Genomic DNA, 18,908 nt, shown 5'->3' on the forward strand with positions numbered 1-18,908 from the left:
TTCGAAGAACCAGGTGACGTCTACTGGCCGACCTCGTCATCAAGGAGGTCGCACGGTACCTCTGCGCCCGTGAACCAGCCCGGTGCGACGGGGATCGTGACCTTTGAGGCTGAGCCTGTGTTACATGCCTCTCCGGCGACCTCCAAGCTCTGTTCCCACGAGGCCGCGCCGGCTCGAAGGTTGACCCATCTGTAATCTGCAACAGATGGCACCAACACAACGAGAGCTACGGCGACCGAAAGCGCGATGACGACCCTCTGTCTCTGTCCCTGAATGAGGGCGTCGGCGGCCAAGATGATCGCGATTAGTAGGAGCATCGTAGGAAGCAAGGCGTACCTCTGCCCCGCTTGCAGATCCAACGCCCCCAGCGGGCCAAGGGTGTTCCACTGCAACGCGAACACGATTGCAAAGAACGTGGCGGAGGATCCCGCCGCGACAATCAGCGCATACCTTGCTGGTCTATTCCTTCGCACCGCCACGATCAGGAACGCCAGGACTGACGCAGTGATTAGGCCGGGGATCGTCGCACCGAGGGCTTCGCCGTACCGTTCCGTCGCCGTCACCCCCGCGATCCCGCTTAGGACCACTCGGAACGTGTAGAAGTCCAGAAGGTCGGGTACCGGCGGGATTGTACGGGCGAAGGAACGACTTTCGTTCACGAAGATCCCGACGAAGGTCACGGACAACTGCACCGCGGCCGTGAGAATGAAAGCCACGGCTATAGATCTGTCGCGACGCGACTTCAGCAAGACGAGGCGGACAACCACCAGAGGGACGAACATCAGAACCAGGGGGTCACTCCCCACTGCCGCCACCACCACTGCACATTGCACAGCGGCGAACCAGCGGTTCGGCGCGCGAACCAGAAGCGCGCAAACAGCCCCCACCATCAGGAACCAGTGCAGGTTGGCTAAGTTGTTGGTCACCTCTCCGCCTGCGTTCGGAGTGACGAGGATAACTGCCCATGCGGTAAATCTCAGCAACATGGACCGGATGCGAGTTTCAAGAAAGAGGAAACAAGCTGCGGCAGTGAGAGAAACAACAAACGCGGCCACCACGGTGACAACGACGGGTATGACCTCGATGGGGAACAACGCGCAGAAAGCGATAGCGAGCCGCGGGACGAGGTGCATGTACCCCGCATACGGCTCGAAGACCACCATGGCGTTCCCACCCAGGGCGCCATTGAGGAATACTGGTCCGTCTTCGGCCCAGAGCACGTTCCAAGATTGAACGGGAGTCCTTCCTAGGGACACCAACGTTCCGCCGACAATCAGCGCCAAGAAAAGGACAGCGCGTCGAACTCCGTGAAGTGTCGCCGGCTCGGGCCGGGGGAAGAACCTGCGAGCTAACTCGTCGGTCTGACTCCGCCACCTGTCGCGCGCCGTTCGCGGCATCCTCGTACCTTGCACGGGTGTCTCTGAGGTTCCTTCGTCGGTGGTCGAGGTCATTCTCACCTTGCTTGTGGAAAGGTCGGCACGTGAGCCTGCGTCTGCGCGGCCTCGCCGATTCTAGACCGCTCGGACGCTCAGGCCCGACCATCGCGCAGTCACTGCATCGGAGCGCACTGGTCGATGCGGTAGAGAATCGAGTCGCCGTCCGAAGCGACCTCCGTGAACAGTCCAGCCTCTACGGCGCGGTGCGGAGCGGGGAAATGGTTTCCCGCCGGGTCTCCGCCGGCGAACTCATGCGGACTGTAGAGGACGTATCTGACGCGCAACTCGTCCAACGCCGCACACACCGCAGGGTCGGTCTCGATCGTGTCCAGTCCATAGGCGAGGGTCAACCGAGCCGCGTCCCATTGACCGTTGACGTGCGGGAACACGGGTTCGCGGTCACCGAAGAGCTGCGTCCATGCCGACCCGTCCCACGGATCTCCGAGCACGCGCTGATCGGCAGGAACGACGTCCCCCAGGCGGGCCATGAAATCGATCTGCGCCTGCGAGACGATCTCCGTCTGAGCTCTCGCGGGCGGCAGGTGGAACACCGTGGCGATCGCCCCGGTAGCCCCCGTGAGGACAAGGGTCACGACGGCAGTGGAGGTCACCAGCCAGCTGGCCGCGACGGGGAGCAGTACGCCTCTGCGTTCCGCCCAGCGCGCCCGGCGCTGCAGCCAGCGTCCCGCCACCAGGATCCCCAACGCCGCGAGCGTCACGCCGAGCACGGGAGCGACCGAGCTCAAGCGGTACCGGTCCTTGTACCAAAGTGCGGTGAGGACCTTCGAAACGACGTCATCCGACCCCGCAGCAAGAGCGAAAAGGACCACTACCGCGACGTAGGAGACAACGACCCAGCGGACACCGCGGCTGCGAAGTGCAGCGCCGATCCCGACGAGCACGAACCCGGCGAGCAAGACCGCCGGTGCGGCTGCCACGCCGCCGACTCCCGTCGGCCACGCCTGAGCGAGTCCCTGCCAGATGCCTTCCGCAACACTCTGGGTCGCAGCAGCCTGAGGGCCACCGAGCCGCTGGTCAAGCGGTCGCTCGAACAGACCCAGCCCGAAGACCAGATAGGCGAAACCCGCTGCTGCCGCGAGAGCCAAGACACCTCCGCCTGACGCGATCGACCAGATCGCTCGGCGACGCGCCGCACCCCCCGCGCGAAGGCTCGCGCGCAACAGCCCGACGACCGCGCCGATGAGGAGAGGCGAAAGGAGCAGCGCCCAGGAGACGAGCACTCGTGGCTGTGCGAAGGTCAGGGCGCTCACCGTTCCGACGATCGCCGACGACCCGAGGACGAGGACACGCCAGCGGCGGAGACCCTGCGCGCCACCCAGGGCGCGGCCGGCCAGGATCGGGACCGCAACGGCAGCAGGAAGAAGCGAGGTGGCGAGGAACGTGGGGTAGAGCGTGCCCCAGGAGAGTAGGGAGTAGGGCATGGACCCGAATGCTGCCGCAAGGGGAATCGAAACAACGGCGACCAGTCCCGGTTCGAACTGGCGCAAGATGACCTGGGCGAGCCACGCAGCCCCCGGCACCCACACCGCGACAGCCACCGCCAGCCATGCCGCATTGGCGGCGACAGTGGGCACGACGCCACTGAGCTGGACGACGGAGACGACGAGTGAGTGCCACCCCGCGGGGTAGAAGCCCGTCACCTGTGCCGTCTCGATGAGCGTCCGAAGAGTCAAAGATGACGCATCTGCGCCGTCGAGAATCGCCGCGATCGCGGACATGTGGAAGACGTTGTCGTAGGTCTGACTGACTCGATCCGGCGACGCAACCCCGCTGAACGCGACCACGCCGATCAAGACGGCGGTCACAGCCCACGTGAGAAGGATCCACCTCCACCGCGATTGTTCTGCCGGCCCCGCGAGACGGGTGCGGCGCCGATCGATCACCGCGACGAGGCCGCCCGCCGCCAGAGCCAGCACGAACGGTTGCCATGCGGCGAAACCGATCCCGCCGAGCGCGAAGAGGATTCCAGCGAACCCGATGAGGGCGATGCTCGTCAGGCCCGATACCGCAGCGCGAGCCACCAAGCCCATCCGAAGCGGGAGGACGACGATCGCTCCGGGAAGGAGCAGCATCCCCACCGCGGCGGCGACCGCCGGAGCTGCAGCCCACCAGCTCATCGCCGTCTCGCTCCGGTGACCTCCGCCGCCGGGGGTGTTCCGACGAGATCGTCGTCGACGCGGTCGCTCACGCGAGCGTGTTGTTCCACATCGACAGGGCAGCGCCGATGGCCATGTGCATGTCGAGGTACTGGTAGGTGCCGAGGCGACCACCGAAGTGCACGCCGCTCTCGCCCTTGGCGAGCTCCCGGTAGGCAAGCACGCCAGCGCGGTCCTCCGGGGTGTTCACCGGGTAGTAGGGCTCATCGTCGCGCGTGGCGAAGCGGGAGAACTCGCGCATGATGACCGTCTTGTCGGTCGGGTATCGGTCGGCGCGCTCGGGGTGGAAGTGCTTGAACTCGTGAATGCGGGTGTAGGGAACGTCGGCGTCGGCGTAATTCATCACGCTGGTGCCTTGGAAGTCGCCGATCGGCAGCACCTCCTGTTCGAAGTCGAGGGTGCGCCAGGAGAGCTCGCCCTCCGCATAGTCGAAGTAGCGATCGACGGCTCCCGTATAGACGACGGGAAGCTGGCCGACAGTCGCCTTCTTGTTGAGTGGCTGCGTTTCGTCGAAGTAGTCGACGTTTAGCTGTACGTCGATGTTGGGGTGGTCGGCCATCCGCTCCAGCAAGGCGGTGTATCCGTCGACCGGGAGGCCCTCCCACGTGTCGTTGAAGTACCGGTTGTCGTAGGTGTACCGCACGGGCAAGCGCGAGATGACCTCTGCGGGGAGGTTCGCCGGGTCGGTCTGCCACTGCTTCGCGGTGTAATCGCGGATGAACGCTTCGTAGAGCGGACGCCCGATCAGACCGATCCCACGTTCCTCGAGGTTGCGGGCATCCTTGGGGTCGAACTCCCCAGCGAGCTCATGCACAAGCGCCCGCGCTTCGTCGGGCGAGTAGGCCGCTTGGAAGAATTGGTTGATCGTGCCGAGGTTGATCGGCAGCGGGAAGACGACGCCCTTGTGATTCGTGTAGACACGGTGCACGTACGAGGTGAATGCCGTGAACCGGTTGACGTACTCCCACACCGTCGGGTTCGACGTGTGGAAGAGGTGCGCGCCGTAGCGGTGCACCTCGATGCCCGTCTCGGGATCGTTCTCGCTGTAGGCGTTGCCGCCGATGTGGTGTCGGCGGTCGATGACGGTGACCTTCCGCCCGGCTGCTGCCGCCCTCTCCGCGATCGTGAGGCCGAAGAAGCCGGAGCCGACGATGAGAAGATCCATGCAGCGAGCGCCTTTCAAGAAGCGGAGGTGTCGCGAGGCGTTGCCCCGACGCGAGAGTCTACCGGGCCGACCTCAGCGCCCTCGGTAGACTGGGCCGGATCGCCGGGCCACCGTTCGGCGGCATGCGCGACCGGGAGACCTCTTCTCTGATGTACCAGGACGTTCTCGATTGGGTCCCGGCCATCGCCCCAATCTTCATCTTCGCCCTCCTTCTCATCGTCCCCGGAGCCTTGATCCTCTGGGGAGCCGGGCTGACCATCCGCCGGGCGCTGGCGTTCGCTCCCGTGACCTCCACAGCGCTGGCCGGTGGTGGCGCCGTCGTTCTCTCGGTCATGGGTATCCCCTGGAGCGCGGTGTCGTACGGGGCTCTGGCCGTCGTCGCCTTCCTGATCGTCGCGGGCCTGCGGTGGCTGATTCAGCGTTCGGCGTTCCGGCTGGAACGCCCGCGGCGTCTTGCCGACACCCCGACGCTGTGGTGGGCGGCCGGTGGACTGCTTGTGAACGCCGCCGCCGTCATCTGGCTGTACGTGCGGCCGACCGGAGCGGCGGATTCTCCCTCCTACGAGTACGACACCATCTGGCACTTCTCTGTCGTCCGGTGGATCATGCAGACCGGTGACGCCTCGTCGCTGCACACAGGGCTCCTCGATGGCACCGTCGGGAATCACTTCTACCCCGCTGCGTGGCATTCGCTTGTCGCCCTCACGTCCGAGCTGACCGGATCATCCACGGCGGCGGCGGTTCACGGATCGGTACTCTTCGTCGTCTTGGCGGTGTGGCCGATCGGGCTCATCTGGTTGTATCGGACGCTCTTCGGCACCGCACCGACCGGTGCGTTCGCCGTTTCGGCGCTCGCGTTCTTGCCCGCTGTATTTCCGATCGGCTTCTTCGCCTTCGGACTGCTGTATCCGAACTTCTTCTCGTATGCGCTGGCTCCAGCGTGCCTCGTCGTACTCATCCAGCTGCTCCGAGCCGTCGCAACCCACTCGTGGCGGGATCTGCGGGCCTCCGGCGTAGGAACCGCTGTGGCCGTGGTCTCGGTTCCCGTCGCCATTCTCTTCGCGCAGCCCAACAGCGCCTTCACGCTGCTGGTGATCCTCCTGCCGATCCTGTACACGACGGTTGCGCGGTTCTTTTCGGCTGGTCGACTCCCCCGCGCACCGCGGTGGGCAGCCGGTGCCGCAGTCGCCGCCTTCAGCGTTGTGCTCGCCATCGCGTGGGTCGTGCTGCACGATTCCTCCTTCCTTGCACGGACCGTCGCCGTGGACGTCTGGAACAAGTACCAGAGTCACGCGCAGGCCGTGGGCGAATGGATCTTCTTCGGCAACGGCACGGAGGGACAGCTTCTGCTTGGAGCGCTCGCCGTGACCGGAATCGTCCTCGTCTTCGTCACACGGCAGGCTCGCTGGTGGGCGATCAGCTACGGGTTGCTCGGAGCCCTCTTCGTCGTTTCTTCGGGGTTCACGGGCGGACCCGGCTCACTGCGCAGCTACCTCGTCGGCTTCTGGTACGCCGACTCGACGCGGCTCGCGGCGGCCGGGGCGATCGTAGCCCTGCCGCTCATCGCCTTCGCCATCGTGACGATAGCCGGGCGGCTCTCCGGTCTTCTGCGTCAGCCAGGGGCCCGTGCCAAATCCGTCGCCGTCGCCGGCGTCGTCGCGGTGACATTCGCCTTCTCGATCGCGGAGTCGCCTCTGGAATGGCGCGTCGACGCCCTCCGCGAGAAGGCTTTCACCGGCGACGAGCAATGGGTCTCGCCTGCTGAGGAGAGCTTCCTTAGCGAAGTCGAACAGATCGTCGGACCCGATGCCGTCGTTGCGAACAATCCCTTCGACGGCAGCGCGATGGCGTACTCCCTCTTCGGTATCCAGGTGCTCTTCCCTGCGCTCCCCGGAAACTGGATGGGCGTGCCGAGCGCGGACCAGCAGATCGTGATGAGTTCTCTGAACGAGGCTGCAGACGATCCCGAGGTCTGCCGGGCTGTGAACGACCTCGGAGTGCAGTACGTGGTGGAGCTCGAAACCGGCGAGCGCGGCATCTTCGGGTACGTCCCCGAGATGTTCGCGGGCGTCGACGTCACACCTCTTACTCCGGGCTTCGAAGAGGTGCTGCGCGACGGCGACCTCGCTCTCTACCGGGTCACCGCCTGCGACGGCTGAAGCCGGTCACGACCATCAATCGGCGGGCTTCGGGTGCCCGCTGAACTTCGACATCGCGAACCAGGCAGCGAGGCAGATCGGGACGAGCGCCACCAACGGCACCGTGTATCGGAAGTCTCCGTTGCGCGCACCGGCGAAGTTGATCAGGTAGATCAGCACGACCGGGGTGAAGATCATGAGACGCTCGCGACGAGGCCAGAATGCCAGGCTGATGCCGAGCGCTATGACGATCCAGCCGTACAGGCCGGGGTTGACGAGCATGTTGAGACCCGGCGTCGTCGCCCACCCCCGGTAGTAGTCCACCAGCAACTGATTCGCCGTCTCGCCTGCGGTGTGCCGGTAGTCGCCGGTGTACTCATTCGCCAAGACGAAATATCCCGGTAGGCCGCCCGTGAAGAGACTGATGTCCTCTCCCCGGTTCAGGGGAGGAGCGAAGTAAAGGTACGAGTTGTTGACCGTCGCACTCACCGCGGTTCCCGGATGCTGCACGATCAGCTGGAACCATGCGGCGAGGAACGCGTTGCGGTCGGCCGAGACGGTCGGGTCGTTCCACCACTCCCCTCGGTCTTGCATCTTGCGGATACCGGTGTCGGTGATCAAGAACGAATCAATCTCGTAGAGACCCTTCACCCCGTCGCCGTTCTCCGGGTCATAGGCGGCCCGGATCTCGTCGATCGGCATCACTGCGTCGATCGCAGCGCGTTGCTCGGGAGTGAGCTCGTCACCGTGCTCGACCACGATGCGGGCGACCTGTTGAAACGGAACGACGAGTGCCTCACCCGGCGATGCCGGCACCACCCCGAGACGCGGCAGCACCGCGCTGGTCCACCCGAAGAACAGGGCGAGCACGGCGACCACGCTCGCGGCGGTGACGAGGAGGCGACGTCGATCTTCGCGCCGCAGCACGCAGAGGGCGAGCACGATCAAGGTCGGGACGACGATGTAGAGCCCGTTCGAGCGAAACAGCGCGGCGAGCGCCCCGCCGCCGATGAGTTGCAGTGCTTGCGTCATTCCACTGCCACGTCGCAACGCGACGTCGACGACGCCCAGGAAGAACCAGATGAGTGCCAGCTGATACCAACCGGTCTTCTCATAGAGCATCGCGTAGTTGGCGAAGTGGGGGATGGCTGCGAAGAATGCCAGCGCGGCCAGCATCCACCCCCGATTCGTCAACGATTGGATGCGATGGATCACGGCCGCGTATGTGACGAGGGATGCCGACACCAGCACGATCGAGTGCACCGCCAGCCCGGCGTTGATGTCACCACCGGATATGCCCATGCCTGCTGAGAGGAGCGCCCCCTGCCACACCGTGGCGAACCACGGGTGATGGTTGGAGGGAACGTAGGTGAATCCGAGTTCGGGGATGGATGCGCCGAGGATCTCATTCAGCTGACGTGTGCCGTCGTAGGTCGTCGACCCGGGCGCGAGGAGCACGAGGACGGGAGCCCACAGCACGGTGAGAGCGAGCAGGATCAGGGGGAACGACCAGCTCTTGCCCTGCGCGAAGCGAACGAGGGCGGGCCATCGCGCAGGTCGAACGACCATGGCGCGGATGACCTGGACGGCGCGCACCAGAAGCAACGCCACCGCCGCAAGAGCCGCGAGCGTTCCGAGCAGGGTCGGAAACGACGCCGCGAGGGGTTCGACCCCGCGATAGACCCGGTAGGACAGGGCCACGAGCATCAGCGCAGCGAGCACCGCGCTCACCGTGCTCAGATAGGCGACGAAACGACGGGTCTCCCGTCGTGGCCACCGAAGCTGAGCGAGAGTGGCCACGACGTAGAGGGCCAACGCGACGGCGATGGCGATCCAAACGCGGGCACCCCCCGCGGTGAATCGCTGCGCCGTCACCAGCAGCCCCACCGTGACGACGATGAAGCCGATCAGTTCAGCAGCTAACCGGGAAAGGATCGACCTGCTCACGGTCAGCGGGGCGGCGAGTGGAGGAGGTAGTTGAGACGGCTGAATTCCCGTCGGGCTTTGAGCACGCCGTCGAGGATCAACCCGACCGTCCAGGCGAGCGCCCCGAACAGGCCGAAGGCGACCGCGAGCACGGCCGTCGGAAGGCGAGGAACAAGGCCGGTGTTGAAGTATTCGACGACGACGGGGATGCCGAAGATGAGGCCGATCACGACCAGGAGGGCACCCAGGACGCCGTAGAAGAACAACGGGCGCTCGTGCCGGATGAGCTGGCCGATCAACGCCAGGATCCGGAAGCCATCGTGATATGTGCGGAGCTTGCTCTCGCTACCCTCGGGCCGATCCTTGAAGCCCACAGCGACTTCCGTCTGGGGAGCGCGCACGCTCATCGCGTGCACCGTGAGCTCGGTTTCGATCTCGAACTCCCGCGAGAGCGCGGGGAAGCTCTTCACGAAACGACGAGACATGACGCGGTACCCGCTGAGCATGTCGTTGACCTCGGCGCCGAACACGTTGCCGACGAGCCAGTTGAACCCCTTGTTGCCGAGTTCATGCCCCGGCCGATAAGCGGTGCCCTCGACTTTGGACTCGGTACGCACGCCCAGGATGTGGTCGTACGGGCCTTCGAGCAGAACGTCGATCATCCGTGGGAGCGCGGCCGCTTCATAGGTATCGTCACCGTCGATCATCACGTAGATGTCGGCTTCGACGTCGGCAAAAGCCCGCCGCACGACGTTTCCCTTGCCGCGGAGCGTCTCGTGGCGAACGATCGCACCAGCCGCTGCCGCGACCTCGGCCGTGCGGTCGGAACTGTTGTTGTCGTAGACGTAGACGACGATGTCCGGGACCGCGGCTTTGAGATCGCGGACGACGCTCGCAACGGACAATTCCTCGTTGTAGCACGGCACGACCGCCGCGATTACGGGGGTCGATGACATGCTCGAATTTTCTCCGCCGCTAGAATTGGAATCTGGTGATCCGTGCCGTATTCCTACGGCCCAAACCGGTCAAGGCTAACACGGGCGCCCTTTCAGACTCAGGCAGGAGCACCCCGATGACCGCACCTTCCGCGATGAAGCGCGCCAAACAAGGCGTCGCCTTCCTCGTCGTCGGGGGCGCTGCTTTCGTCGTGGATGCGGTCGTCTTCAACCTGCTCGCGTTCTGGGTCACCGGTGTCGGGCCGCTCTACGACCAACCGCTTCTTGCGAAGATCATCGCGATCGTCATCGCATCGCTCGTCACCTACGTGGGCAACAGGTACTGGACCTTCGGCGACCGGCATCTGCCTCGGCGCTGGTCTCGCTACGTGCTCTTCGCCGTGTTCAACCTGATCGCGATCGGTCTTCAGCTCGGTTGCCTCTGGTTCTCCCGCTACGTGCTCGGACTGGAGGGGCCCATCCCCGACAACATCTCCGGGACGCTCATCGGCCAGGCACTCGCGACGGTCTTCCGATTCCTGACCTACGACCGGTTCGTCTTCCCCGCCTCCCCCAGCGACCAGACCCCGACGACCGCTGCAGCGGAGTGATTGCCAGAGGGCCTCGCAGGCCATCTCGTCGTCAGGACGCGGCGTCCCCGCTCCGGTCGCTGTGGGGCCTGGGAAGTCGTCTTCCCTGGGTGGGAGGGGTGGCACGGCGGCTGGGGCGCGAGGTCGACCGAATCCGGTGGGCTCGCGTCATTGGAGCAGCTGATCTGGTCGACTCGGATTACGTGGCCGCGCAACTCGGGCGGGCGGTATCGAACAGTCGGGCCATCCGACACTACGTCCGCAGAGGCTTTCAGACCGGGTTCCGGCTCAACCCGCTTTTCGTGGACGTCTCGGTCGGTGACCATCTCCCTGGCATCAATCGGCTTCCGGCTTTGTACGCCTACTTGATCAACGATCCTCGAGGCATACAGGTGAGTCCGCTCTGGGACGCCCCCGCGTACATGCGGAACCATCCCGATCGCGTCGGCGAGCCCGGCGGTCCGGTGGGGTCGGCTTGGCGCCGCCGGGCCCAGGAATCGCTGCCGTTCGGGGCTGAAGCGCTTCCCGCCGCGCCGGGGTGGACGTCGCTCCGAGCTGCTATCACCGACGCCGCGGCGGCTGCCGCATCGCTCCGGGACGGCGATGTGGGGTCGTCCGACAGTGGAGCGCAAGCTGAGCTGATCGCGGCGTTCGGCGAGAACGAGACCGACTTCGACGAGTCGCTCGCCGACATCGCGGGCTACCTCGCACGGGGAGGCGCGGCCGCCTTGGCGGTGACGGATCGCCACCCGGAGGTGTGGTCTCAGATTGCTTTCCTCGCTCGGTGTCAGCCCCGACTGCGCGCGATTCTTCGACCGCAATCTTCCACCGCGGCTGCCATCAACGAGGTCGTCCTATCCAGCCAGGCGGAGGTCATCATCCTTCGCGGTCCGAATCAATCGCTCGATGCTGAGACGGCGGCGACACTCGCCGAACGCGCTGCTCCGGGCCGAGCGGTCGCTCCACTCTGGCTGGACTCTGATGGCACGATCGCTGCGGCGGGCACGGCGAAGGAAGGCCGCATCCTCGCGGGACACCCTGCCGAAGACGCTCAGGGCATCGCGGTCGAGAACGTCATCACGGTACCGGCCTTGTCAGGGCCGACTTTTGCGGTACCAGCGGCCGTGATCCGCGGGCCCCTCCCCCACGAGGCGACGGGCGAGGGTCTCATCGCGATGCTCGGCATCGCCAACGTGCCGACCGAAGTGCACACTGACCTGGTCGCGCGGTCTCGAACGCCTGCACCGCCGCCCCCGTCCGTCGAGGTCGAGGGCTCCTCGCGTGCCCTCCTCGAGCGAGCAGGGTGGGAGCAGCTCGAGCACGGTCAACGCCCCCGCCTTCGGCGACCGGGAAGATCGGTCCGCCTGGAGAACGGCCAGACGGTGCCTGCTCTCCGGTGGGCGCTGAAAACAGCGGCCCCCGCTGGACCACGCGCGGAATGGTGGGGTGACACGCACTTCGCGCGCGGTCTCGCGGCGGCGCTGCGGCGACTCGGACAGGAGGTGGTGATCGACGCCTATCCCGCCCGCAACAGAGCGACCACGCGCCTGGACGACGTGACTGTCGCATTACGAGGCCCCGAGCCGATAGACCCGCCCGAGACGGGCATCTCGGTTCTCTGGGTCATCAGCCACCCCGACGAACAGGATCGGCAGAGCGTCGGCGCGTTCGACATCGTCTTCGCCGCCTCTCAGCCCTGGGCGTCATCTGCCTCGCGAGAGTTCGGGAAAGAGATCCGGCCGCTTCTCCAATGCACGGATGCGACCCGGTTCCACCCTTCGGGACGAGCGCGTGGACGCGACATCGTTTTCGTCGGCACGGCTCGAGGCATCTTCCGTCCCTCCGTTGTGGCTCCGATCCGCGCGGGGATACCGGTGCAGGTCTTCGGACCCGATTGGCGGGAGTGGATACCCGCGAGCGCCATCGCAGGGACAGGCGTACCCAACGCAGACCTACCTGCGCTCTACGAACAGGCAGACGTCGTTCTGAACGATCACTGGCCCGCCATGAAGGAGCAGGGTTTCATAGCGAACAGGCCGTACGACGTGGTCGCCGCCGGCGGCCGGGTCATCAGCGACGACGTCGAGGGTATCCGTGAGACGTTCGAGGGCGCGGTCGTGACCTATCGCGACGTCGACGAACTCATCGCCCTGCTCCGTGGGGACATCGACGCCGCGTTTCCCGATCAGGAGGAGCTGAGCCGCATCTCCGCGATGATTCGCTCTCGCGATTCCTTCGATGCCCGCGCCCGTACCCTTCTGCACGCGGTGATCGAGGCGATCTGAGGGCGCCCGTGGGGCTGGGAGGTCGGTTACTCGATGCGAACGAGTGCCGCGACTGAACCCAGGGAAGCGCTCTCGCCTCGAACGGTGAACTCGGCGCCCTGCATGAGAGCGTGGGCGCTCGGTTCGCTGATGCCATTCACATTGGCGTTCACGTAGTAGCTGCCCACGTTCAACTGCGCCGCGTCGACGAAGATCTCCACGGTGCGGACGCCGTCAAGAGGTGGGAGACGGATGCCGAGCAAATCCGTGTTCGAGGCGAGCGCGAGCTGACCCATCGCATTGTCGATGCTGAACCCCAGCGCCCACGTCTCGAGCGGTCGCGCGGATCGAACCGTGAGGAGGATGCGGAACGAATCGCCCTGGCGCATCTCGCCCACGCTCTTGCCCCGCACATCGAGCACCTCGACTCGTTCGATCTCGGCAGCATGGCGAGTCTCGACGGGCCGTGCCTTTCCGACACCGCTCTCCCCTGTGAGCAACTGCCGGAAACGTTCGACCGCGGTCTCGGCGAGCCCGTCGTAGGCGACTCGTCCGCGATGCATCAGCACGACGCGGTCACAGAGTTCCTCGATCTGGTCCAGAGCGTGAGAAACGATGATGATCGTGCGCCCCTGCTTTTGAAACTCCTGGATCTTGTCCAGACACTTCCGCTGGAACTGCTCGTCACCGACGGCGAGCACTTCGTCGACGAGGAGGATGTCAGGGTCGGTGTGGACGGCGATCGCGAACGCGAGCCGCACGAACATTCCCGACGAATAGAACTTCACCTGAGTGTCGATGAAATCGCCGACGCCCGAGAATTCGACGATGTCGTCGAACCGCTCGCGCGTCTCCTCCCGGCTCAAGCCGAGGACCGAAGCATTGAGATAGACGTTCTCGCGCCCGCTCAGGTCAGGATGGAACCCCGCGCCGAGCTCGATCAGCGCCGCGATGCGGCCCCGCTGGCGCACGTCCCCCGAGGACGGCTGGATGATTCCACCGATCACCTTGAGGAGCGTGCTTTTTCCCGAACCGTTGTGGCCGATGAGACCGATCGTGCTGCCCGCTCGAATCTTGAGGCTCACGTCACTGAGGGCCCAGAAATCCTGGCGGTGCTGCCGACCCGCCCGCCCGAGTGTGACGACTCGCTCCTTCAGCGACGTGTCCTTACGTACGGTGAATCGTTTGGAGACCGCGTTCAGAACCACGACCTCAGGACGGGGGGACGCGTCTATCGGCCCGCTGCGCTGCTGCATCCGACTCACAGTTCCTGGGCGAAATTGCCCTGAAGGCGCACGAAGACGCGGTGGCTGAGGAAGAGCAGCACGAGCCCCACCCCGAAGGCAGCGAGCATCCGCAGCGCGAGGTGGTCAGGCGCGGCCAGGGAATCGCCGGCGACCCAGAACGCGCGTTGGAAACCGAGGATCGCCAAAGTGAGCGGGTTGTTCGTGTAGACATCGATCAGCACCGGATTGCCGATGATGTCTCGCGCCATCTGCCAGGAGTAGAGCACCGGCGACAGCCAGATCAGCAGCATCGTCACGACCTCGACGAGGTACTGGACATCCCGCAAATAGACGTTCACCGCGGAGAAAAAGAGGGCGAAAGCCAGCCCGTACACCAGAATCAGCAGCACGGCCGGCACCGCATAGACGAGTCCGAAGTGCAGCGGAGGTTTGCCCACGAGGATCGTCGCGACGATCAACACGATCATCTGGATACCGAAGTTGAAGATCGCTGAGCCCGTGCTCGCGAGCGGGAAGATCTCCCGCGGCATGTAGACCTTTTTCACTACGCCACCGTTGGCGAGGATCGAACCCGTCCCGCCCGTGGCGATCTCCTGGAACAGCCCCATTGCGGTCAGCCCGGTGAAGACGAAGATGGCGAAATCGGGTATACCCCTCGCGGCGCCGAGAAACTGGCCCAGTACGACGAAATAAATCGCCAACTGGATGAGGGGGCGGATGAGCGCCCAGAGGAAACCGAGGGCGGAGTCCTTGTAACGCGCTTTGATGTCGCGCTTGATCAGGAGATCCAGCGTCTCTCGATGCGAGAAGATGTCGCGAATCGAGCGGCCCAGAGCGGCAACACCGAACGTCGTCGAGCCACCGATGGGTTGAAGAGGGAGCGAGGACAGTCGCTGGAAGCGCGCTTCCGCCACGGCGGAATAGGGGTTAGACATTTCCATTCACCCTAACCACGCCAACCGAGTGAAGGCTGACGACTCATCGTGCGCGCAACCACGAGCGAGGATGGCGCGCCCGCCACAGCGCGCCCCTGATCCTCTGGGTGCGTTCGAAGAGGACATCGACCTTGGGTTCCGTTCCCGGCCGGTGCAGACGCACCCACATGTTCACGAAGTCCCGGAGCGTGCCGTCGCCCATGTCTCCAGCGCGTCTCAGGAAGCCGATCTGATGCATCGTGTGGTCGGGGAGCGTCTTGGCTGCCTGATCCAGGTTGAAGTCCAAGATGGGATAGCTCTTCGAAAGGTACTCGGGCGTCGCGACGGTGCGCGTGTGGTAACCGAGTTCACCCGCCGCGTAGGTCGGCATGCGTTCGAGCACGTGGGCGAGACCGCCGTCCTTGTACGCCTCCGCTCCTCCGAAGTCGTCATACGACCACCGATGCTCCGCGAGGAGTCGGAGTGCTTCGGGGCGAGCGAAGAACATGGACCCGAACGGCGCGAGCGGCGAGACCTCGTCCATTGGCACCTGTACCCCGAGCTCCTTGCGCATCTCCTCGAACCCGGGTCGGTTCGCCCACCACCCGTGACCCATCGTCGGGTACCCGATATGGATCGTCGGCGGATAGGCCAGACCGAGACCCGGCTCGCGCTGGAACATCGCGACCAGGTTTGCGGTCTCGTTCTGGCCGGGCAAGAGGTTGTCGAACTGCTGGCGTCTGAAGTGCCGCCCGATGTTCGCCCCGTCCTGCGGTGTCTTCTTCGAATGGACCTTCACGACGAGTTCGTAGTCGCCGCCGAGCAGAATGTCACGGCACCCGATGAGGAAAGCCGCCTGGTCACGCCCGTTGTTCGATTCAACGACCCGCACCTCGACGGAGCCGCGCGGCTCATGCTCGTCGAGGGCTGCCCGGATCTGCTCAGCCCGAGTGGTGTCGGGCGTGGTGACCACGAGGTCGTACGCCGCTGGGAGAGTGTCAGCCCGCTCAAGAATCTCGCGCGTCATCTCCGGATAGTAGATGTGCGCGATGACGACCGTCTTCAGCGGCGCGGACGAGTCGTAGGACGACACCGCCGGCGAAAGCACCTCGAGCATGGCCGCGTCGGCGTTGAGGACACGCGGTTCGACATTGCGAGCCAGATCCTGATAGATCAGCTCGACCGGGTATCCGGTGCGCGCGACGGCATCCAGTGTCCAGCGACCGATGACGCCGACGTGATCCATGAAGACGGGCCATTGGAAGAAGGGACGCCGTTTCAGCGTGGGGCAACCGGCGTCGATCAGCTGCTCCGCGTACAGAATCGAGTGGTTCTCCTGCTGGTCGGTGAGCGTGGGGAACGCCACCTCACCCGAGAAGCCGAGGCCGGTGAAATGCTCGGTGAAGACCCCCTCGTGCTTGGCCACCGCGTCGGAGTAGGAATTCATCTCCGGCAGGTCTCGCCAGTAATCGGACCATTCCGGGCTGAGGAACATTCCCTTACGGACGGCGACCCAGTACGACTGCAGGTGGTAGGCGAGGTACCCCGTCTGCGTGAACGGGTTTGGCTCGACCCGCATGTGGTCGGTCATGCCCCAGAAGTGCAAAGACTTCCGGTCCATCCGTTCGAAGACAGGAGCGAAGGGGCGGATGGGCCCGAACCACGTGTCGTTGACGAGGAGGACCTCTTCGAACTCCGGCATCCGCTCGGCCATGAAATCGAGACCTTCTTTATAGGCCCAGATGTCGTAACCGCGATTTTCACGCACGATGATGTGATCGGAGACCGGCTCGAGCCGTTCACGCCCCGCCGGCCCGAGCAGACCGTTGACCATGACGAGGATGTGGTCGCAGTGTTCGCGCATGGCGAGCAAGGCGTGCGAGATGTACTCCTCTACATCGCCTCGACGGTTGTAGATGACGTAGATGAGCAACCGCTTGCCATCTTCGGGGTAGGCCACCGCGTCGCGCTCTGGATAGCCGATCAGTTCTGCTGTCTTCATCACTCCCCCTCGGATTTCTGCGGTCGTAGTCGTCCGAGCACTCGGCGCGCGGAGGCGACTGGGCCGTACGCCTTGTAGGCGATTCGATAGAGCGGACCGAGCGTGCGGACCACCCGGGGGTGGTGCAGCCGGAGATACATCCGCACCAGCGCCACCGGACCGCCGTACCCTGTGTAGCCCGCACGGTGAAGGAGCTGGATCTGCTGCACCGGCCACCCGTGCGTGGTTGACAGGAACTGATCCAGCTTGAAATCAACGGCGGTGTGGCTGATGGCCACATGCTCGGCGTTCATGACGGTGCGCGAGTGATATCCGAGCTCGCCAGCGGCGTAAGTGACCATTCGCTCCTGAAGACGGGCAAGACTCCGATACTTGCGGTCATACCTTCTGCTGTAGTCGACGAACCGCCACCCGACGTCGACCATCAGACGAAGCGCCTCCGGTCGAGCCACCCACATTCCACCGTAGGGCGCAAGTGGGGAGACCGAGTCGAAGGGCACGTTGATCCCCAGACGCGCCGCGAGTGCCTCAGCCGGCTCCCGCAGGTAGCTCCAGCCGTTTCCCATGGTCGAGTAGCCGATGTTGATCATCGGCGGAAAGACCAGTCCGAGCCCGGGTTCAGCTTGGAACATTCCGATGACATTGCGCGCGTAGCCAGCGCTGCTCAGAAGGTTTTCGAGCTGATACCGACGGAAGTACCGACGACGGTTCACCGTCTTCCACCAAGCGTGCCGCGCGTGGAGTTTGACCACGAGGTCGTACCGATCCGAGCGGAGGATGTCGCGGAATGCGACGAAGAAGTCACTCATGTCGCGACCGAAGCTGGCCGGGGTGACGCGCACCTCATAGACCCGGTCGGTACCCTCGACCCACGCTTCGAGGCGCTGTTCCAACTTGGCCGCAGACGTGCCCTCGGTCGTGGTCACGTACACATCGAGCGGTGTCGGGAGATGCTCCAACCGTTCCAATATCTCCGACGTGCCATTGAGGTCGGTGATGTGGACGATCGCCGCGATGCGCTGCGGCTTATCGGGGTCGTACGCCGTCACGACCTCGGGCAGCACGTCGAGCCGACCGGCGTTTGCATAGATGGTCTTGGGCGCCGTCGTGCGAGCGAGGTTCTCCCACAACAAGTCCAGGGGATAGCCGTACTCCCCCATCGTTTGAGAGATCTCTCGACCGAGAACGGCATTCCGGTCGAGGAACGGTGGATAGCTCGTGAACACCGCCCGGTCGACGAACGGGTGGCCCGCATCGAGCAGCTCTTCGCTGGCGAACAGGCTCGGATCGTCGGAGGTGAAGCTGGCGACGGGGAACGCCTCGCCCCCGGCGAACTTGAGTGCGCGGAAGTGCGCGGCGAAGTCGACCTCTTGCGAGATCTGCTGGTACTCAGTTCGCTCCTGGGCCCAGTAATCCTTCCAGGCCACCGTCAAGAACAGGGCGGGCCTCACTGCGAGCCACTGCCAGGGCTGCGCGACCGCGCTGAAACTCTGCTCGGGAAACGACTCGCGCACGCCGCGAACGTTCTCGACCATGTTCCAGAAGTCGGCGCCAGTTTCGTCCATTCGCTCGAGGACGGGCCCGAGGTCACGCACCGGACCGAACCATGCGTCGCCCGTCAGAACAACCTCGTCGACGGAGTCAAGCGGTCCGAGACTCTCGAGAGCGAGGGCGTAGGCCGACGGGGAGAACCGATCCCCGGGCGCTCGAACTGTCGTGTCCGCGATAGCGACCAGTTCGTCTTTCGATGTGCCTTCGAGGTCGCCCGGATGCACGACGATGAGCCGGCTGGCAAAAGGCCGTAACGCTGCCAGCGCGTGCACGACCGACCGATCCGGGCCGGGCAGCCTGCGGGAGGTGGCGTACACGATCCAGCGGACCACGCCAGGTTCATCCGTCGGTACGTTCCGCATGTTGCGATCTGCCGCCTTTACTCATCGTCCCCGCGCAAATGCCGGACAACCGACAAGCGAACGCCATATCTTATCCGTTCTCTGCTAAGCCTCCCTGAGCGACGCCGGGTCTACGCAATCGGCAGGACCGCACTCGCGTTGAGCAAGCCCGTCAGCTCGCCACCAACGCCGGCTCCGCCGATCGATGCGGTCGATCACCCC

At 64.8% G+C, this 18,908-nt stretch carries 12 protein-coding genes; 3 read left to right on the top strand and 9 right to left on the bottom strand.

Annotation, left to right across the window (positions count from 1 at the left end):
• Positions 1 to 20: 20 nt before the first annotated feature.
• From ACFXP5_RS05485 to glf, 3 genes are all read right to left on the bottom strand, one after another.
• Positions 21 to 1,163: a hypothetical protein gene (locus tag ACFXP5_RS05485; protein ID WP_394543817.1), complete on the bottom strand. Its 1,143-nt coding sequence runs from the start codon at positions 1,161 to 1,163 to the stop codon at positions 21 to 23.
• Positions 1,164 to 1,549: 386 nt separating this feature from the next.
• A complete protein-coding gene (locus tag ACFXP5_RS05490) occupies positions 1,550 to 3,574 on the bottom strand; it encodes a DUF6541 family protein (RefSeq protein WP_394543818.1) in 2,025 nt (674 codons plus the stop codon).
• 67 nt (positions 3,575 to 3,641) lie between these two features.
• On the bottom strand, positions 3,642 to 4,778 hold the full coding sequence (glf, locus tag ACFXP5_RS05495; RefSeq protein ID WP_394527517.1) for a UDP-galactopyranose mutase: 1,137 nt from the start codon (positions 4,776 to 4,778) through the stop codon (positions 3,642 to 3,644).
• A 122-nt stretch (positions 4,779 to 4,900) separates the two neighbouring features.
• Here glf and ACFXP5_RS05500 point away from each other — a divergent pair, with 122 nt between their 5' ends.
• On the top strand, positions 4,901 to 6,937 hold the full coding sequence (locus tag ACFXP5_RS05500) for a DUF6541 family protein (protein WP_394543820.1): 2,037 nt from the start codon (positions 4,901 to 4,903) through the stop codon (positions 6,935 to 6,937).
• A gap of 15 nt (positions 6,938 to 6,952) precedes the next feature.
• Here the strand turns inward: ACFXP5_RS05500 and ACFXP5_RS05505 are convergent, their stop codons facing one another.
• Positions 6,953 to 8,863 (bottom strand): DUF6020 family protein, encoded by a 1,911-nt coding sequence (locus ACFXP5_RS05505; RefSeq protein WP_394543822.1) that lies wholly within the window; start codon positions 8,861 to 8,863, stop codon positions 6,953 to 6,955.
• 2 nt (positions 8,864 to 8,865) lie between these two features.
• Positions 8,866 to 9,798, bottom strand: coding sequence for a glycosyltransferase family 2 protein (locus tag ACFXP5_RS05510; protein WP_394543823.1), 933 nt, complete (start codon positions 9,796 to 9,798; stop codon positions 8,866 to 8,868).
• 116 nt (positions 9,799 to 9,914) lie between these two features.
• Between ACFXP5_RS05510 and ACFXP5_RS05515 the strand changes: the two genes are divergently transcribed.
• Both ACFXP5_RS05515 and ACFXP5_RS05520 read left to right on the top strand, forming a co-directional pair.
• Positions 9,915 to 10,388, top strand: a complete 474-nt coding sequence (locus tag ACFXP5_RS05515) for a GtrA family protein (protein ID WP_394527523.1) — start codon at positions 9,915 to 9,917, stop codon at positions 10,386 to 10,388.
• Positions 10,389 to 10,759: 371 nt separating this feature from the next.
• Positions 10,760 to 12,652 (top strand): glycosyltransferase family protein, encoded by a 1,893-nt coding sequence (locus tag ACFXP5_RS05520; protein WP_394543824.1) that lies wholly within the window; start codon positions 10,760 to 10,762, stop codon positions 12,650 to 12,652.
• Between the two features lie 26 nt (positions 12,653 to 12,678).
• On the opposite strand, the gene ACFXP5_RS05525 is transcribed toward ACFXP5_RS05520, so the two are convergent.
• Genes ACFXP5_RS05525 through ACFXP5_RS05540 form a run of 4 tightly spaced genes read right to left on the bottom strand, consistent with a single transcriptional unit; the run spans position 12,679 to position 18,677 of the window.
• A complete protein-coding gene (locus tag ACFXP5_RS05525) occupies positions 12,679 to 13,887 on the bottom strand; it encodes an ABC transporter ATP-binding protein (protein WP_481825236.1) in 1,209 nt (402 codons plus the stop codon).
• Between the two features lie 5 nt (positions 13,888 to 13,892).
• The gene (locus ACFXP5_RS05530; protein WP_394527528.1) at positions 13,893 to 14,819 is read right to left on the bottom strand and encodes an ABC transporter permease; all 927 of its coding nucleotides are present in this window, start codon (positions 14,817 to 14,819) and stop codon (positions 13,893 to 13,895) included.
• Positions 14,820 to 14,856: 37 nt separating this feature from the next.
• Positions 14,857 to 16,794 carry a rhamnan synthesis F family protein gene (locus ACFXP5_RS05535; protein ID WP_394543826.1) on the bottom strand — a complete coding sequence of 646 codons (1,938 nt, stop codon included), beginning with the start codon at positions 16,792 to 16,794 and terminating at the stop codon, positions 14,857 to 14,859.
• Positions 16,794 to 18,677, bottom strand: coding sequence for a rhamnan synthesis F family protein (locus ACFXP5_RS05540; RefSeq protein ID WP_394543828.1), 1,884 nt, complete (start codon positions 18,675 to 18,677; stop codon positions 16,794 to 16,796). The genes ACFXP5_RS05535 and ACFXP5_RS05540 overlap by 1 nt, the downstream gene beginning before the upstream one ends.
• Between the last annotated feature and the right edge of the window lie 231 nt (positions 18,678 to 18,908).

Origin of the sequence: Microbacterium hanjuni (genome assembly GCF_043556395.1) — a bacterium.
Taxonomy (GTDB): domain Bacteria; phylum Actinomycetota; class Actinomycetes; order Actinomycetales; family Microbacteriaceae; genus Microbacterium.

Coding starts and splice junctions, on each gene's coding strand:
- ACFXP5_RS05485 (WP_394543817.1), bottom strand. CDS start 1,163: ATGGTGGTCTTCGAGCCGTATGCGGGGTACATGCACCTCGTCCCGCGG.
- ACFXP5_RS05490 (WP_394543818.1), bottom strand. CDS start 3,574: ATGAGCTGGTGGGCTGCAGCTCCGGCGGTCGCCGCCGCGGTGGGGATG.
- glf (WP_394527517.1), bottom strand. CDS start 4,778: ATGGATCTTCTCATCGTCGGCTCCGGCTTCTTCGGCCTCACGATCGCG.
- ACFXP5_RS05500 (WP_394543820.1), top strand. CDS start 4,901: ATGCGCGACCGGGAGACCTCTTCTCTGATGTACCAGGACGTTCTCGAT.
- ACFXP5_RS05510 (WP_394543823.1), bottom strand. CDS start 9,798: ATGTCATCGACCCCCGTAATCGCGGCGGTCGTGCCGTGCTACAACGAG.
- ACFXP5_RS05515 (WP_394527523.1), top strand. CDS start 9,915: ATGACCGCACCTTCCGCGATGAAGCGCGCCAAACAAGGCGTCGCCTTC.
- ACFXP5_RS05525 (WP_481825236.1), bottom strand. CDS start 13,887: ATGCAGCAGCGCAGCGGGCCGATAGACGCGTCCCCCCGTCCTGAGGTC.
- ACFXP5_RS05530 (WP_394527528.1), bottom strand. CDS start 14,819: ATGGAAATGTCTAACCCCTATTCCGCCGTGGCGGAAGCGCGCTTCCAG.
- ACFXP5_RS05535 (WP_394543826.1), bottom strand. CDS start 16,794: ATGAAGACAGCAGAACTGATCGGCTATCCAGAGCGCGACGCGGTGGCC.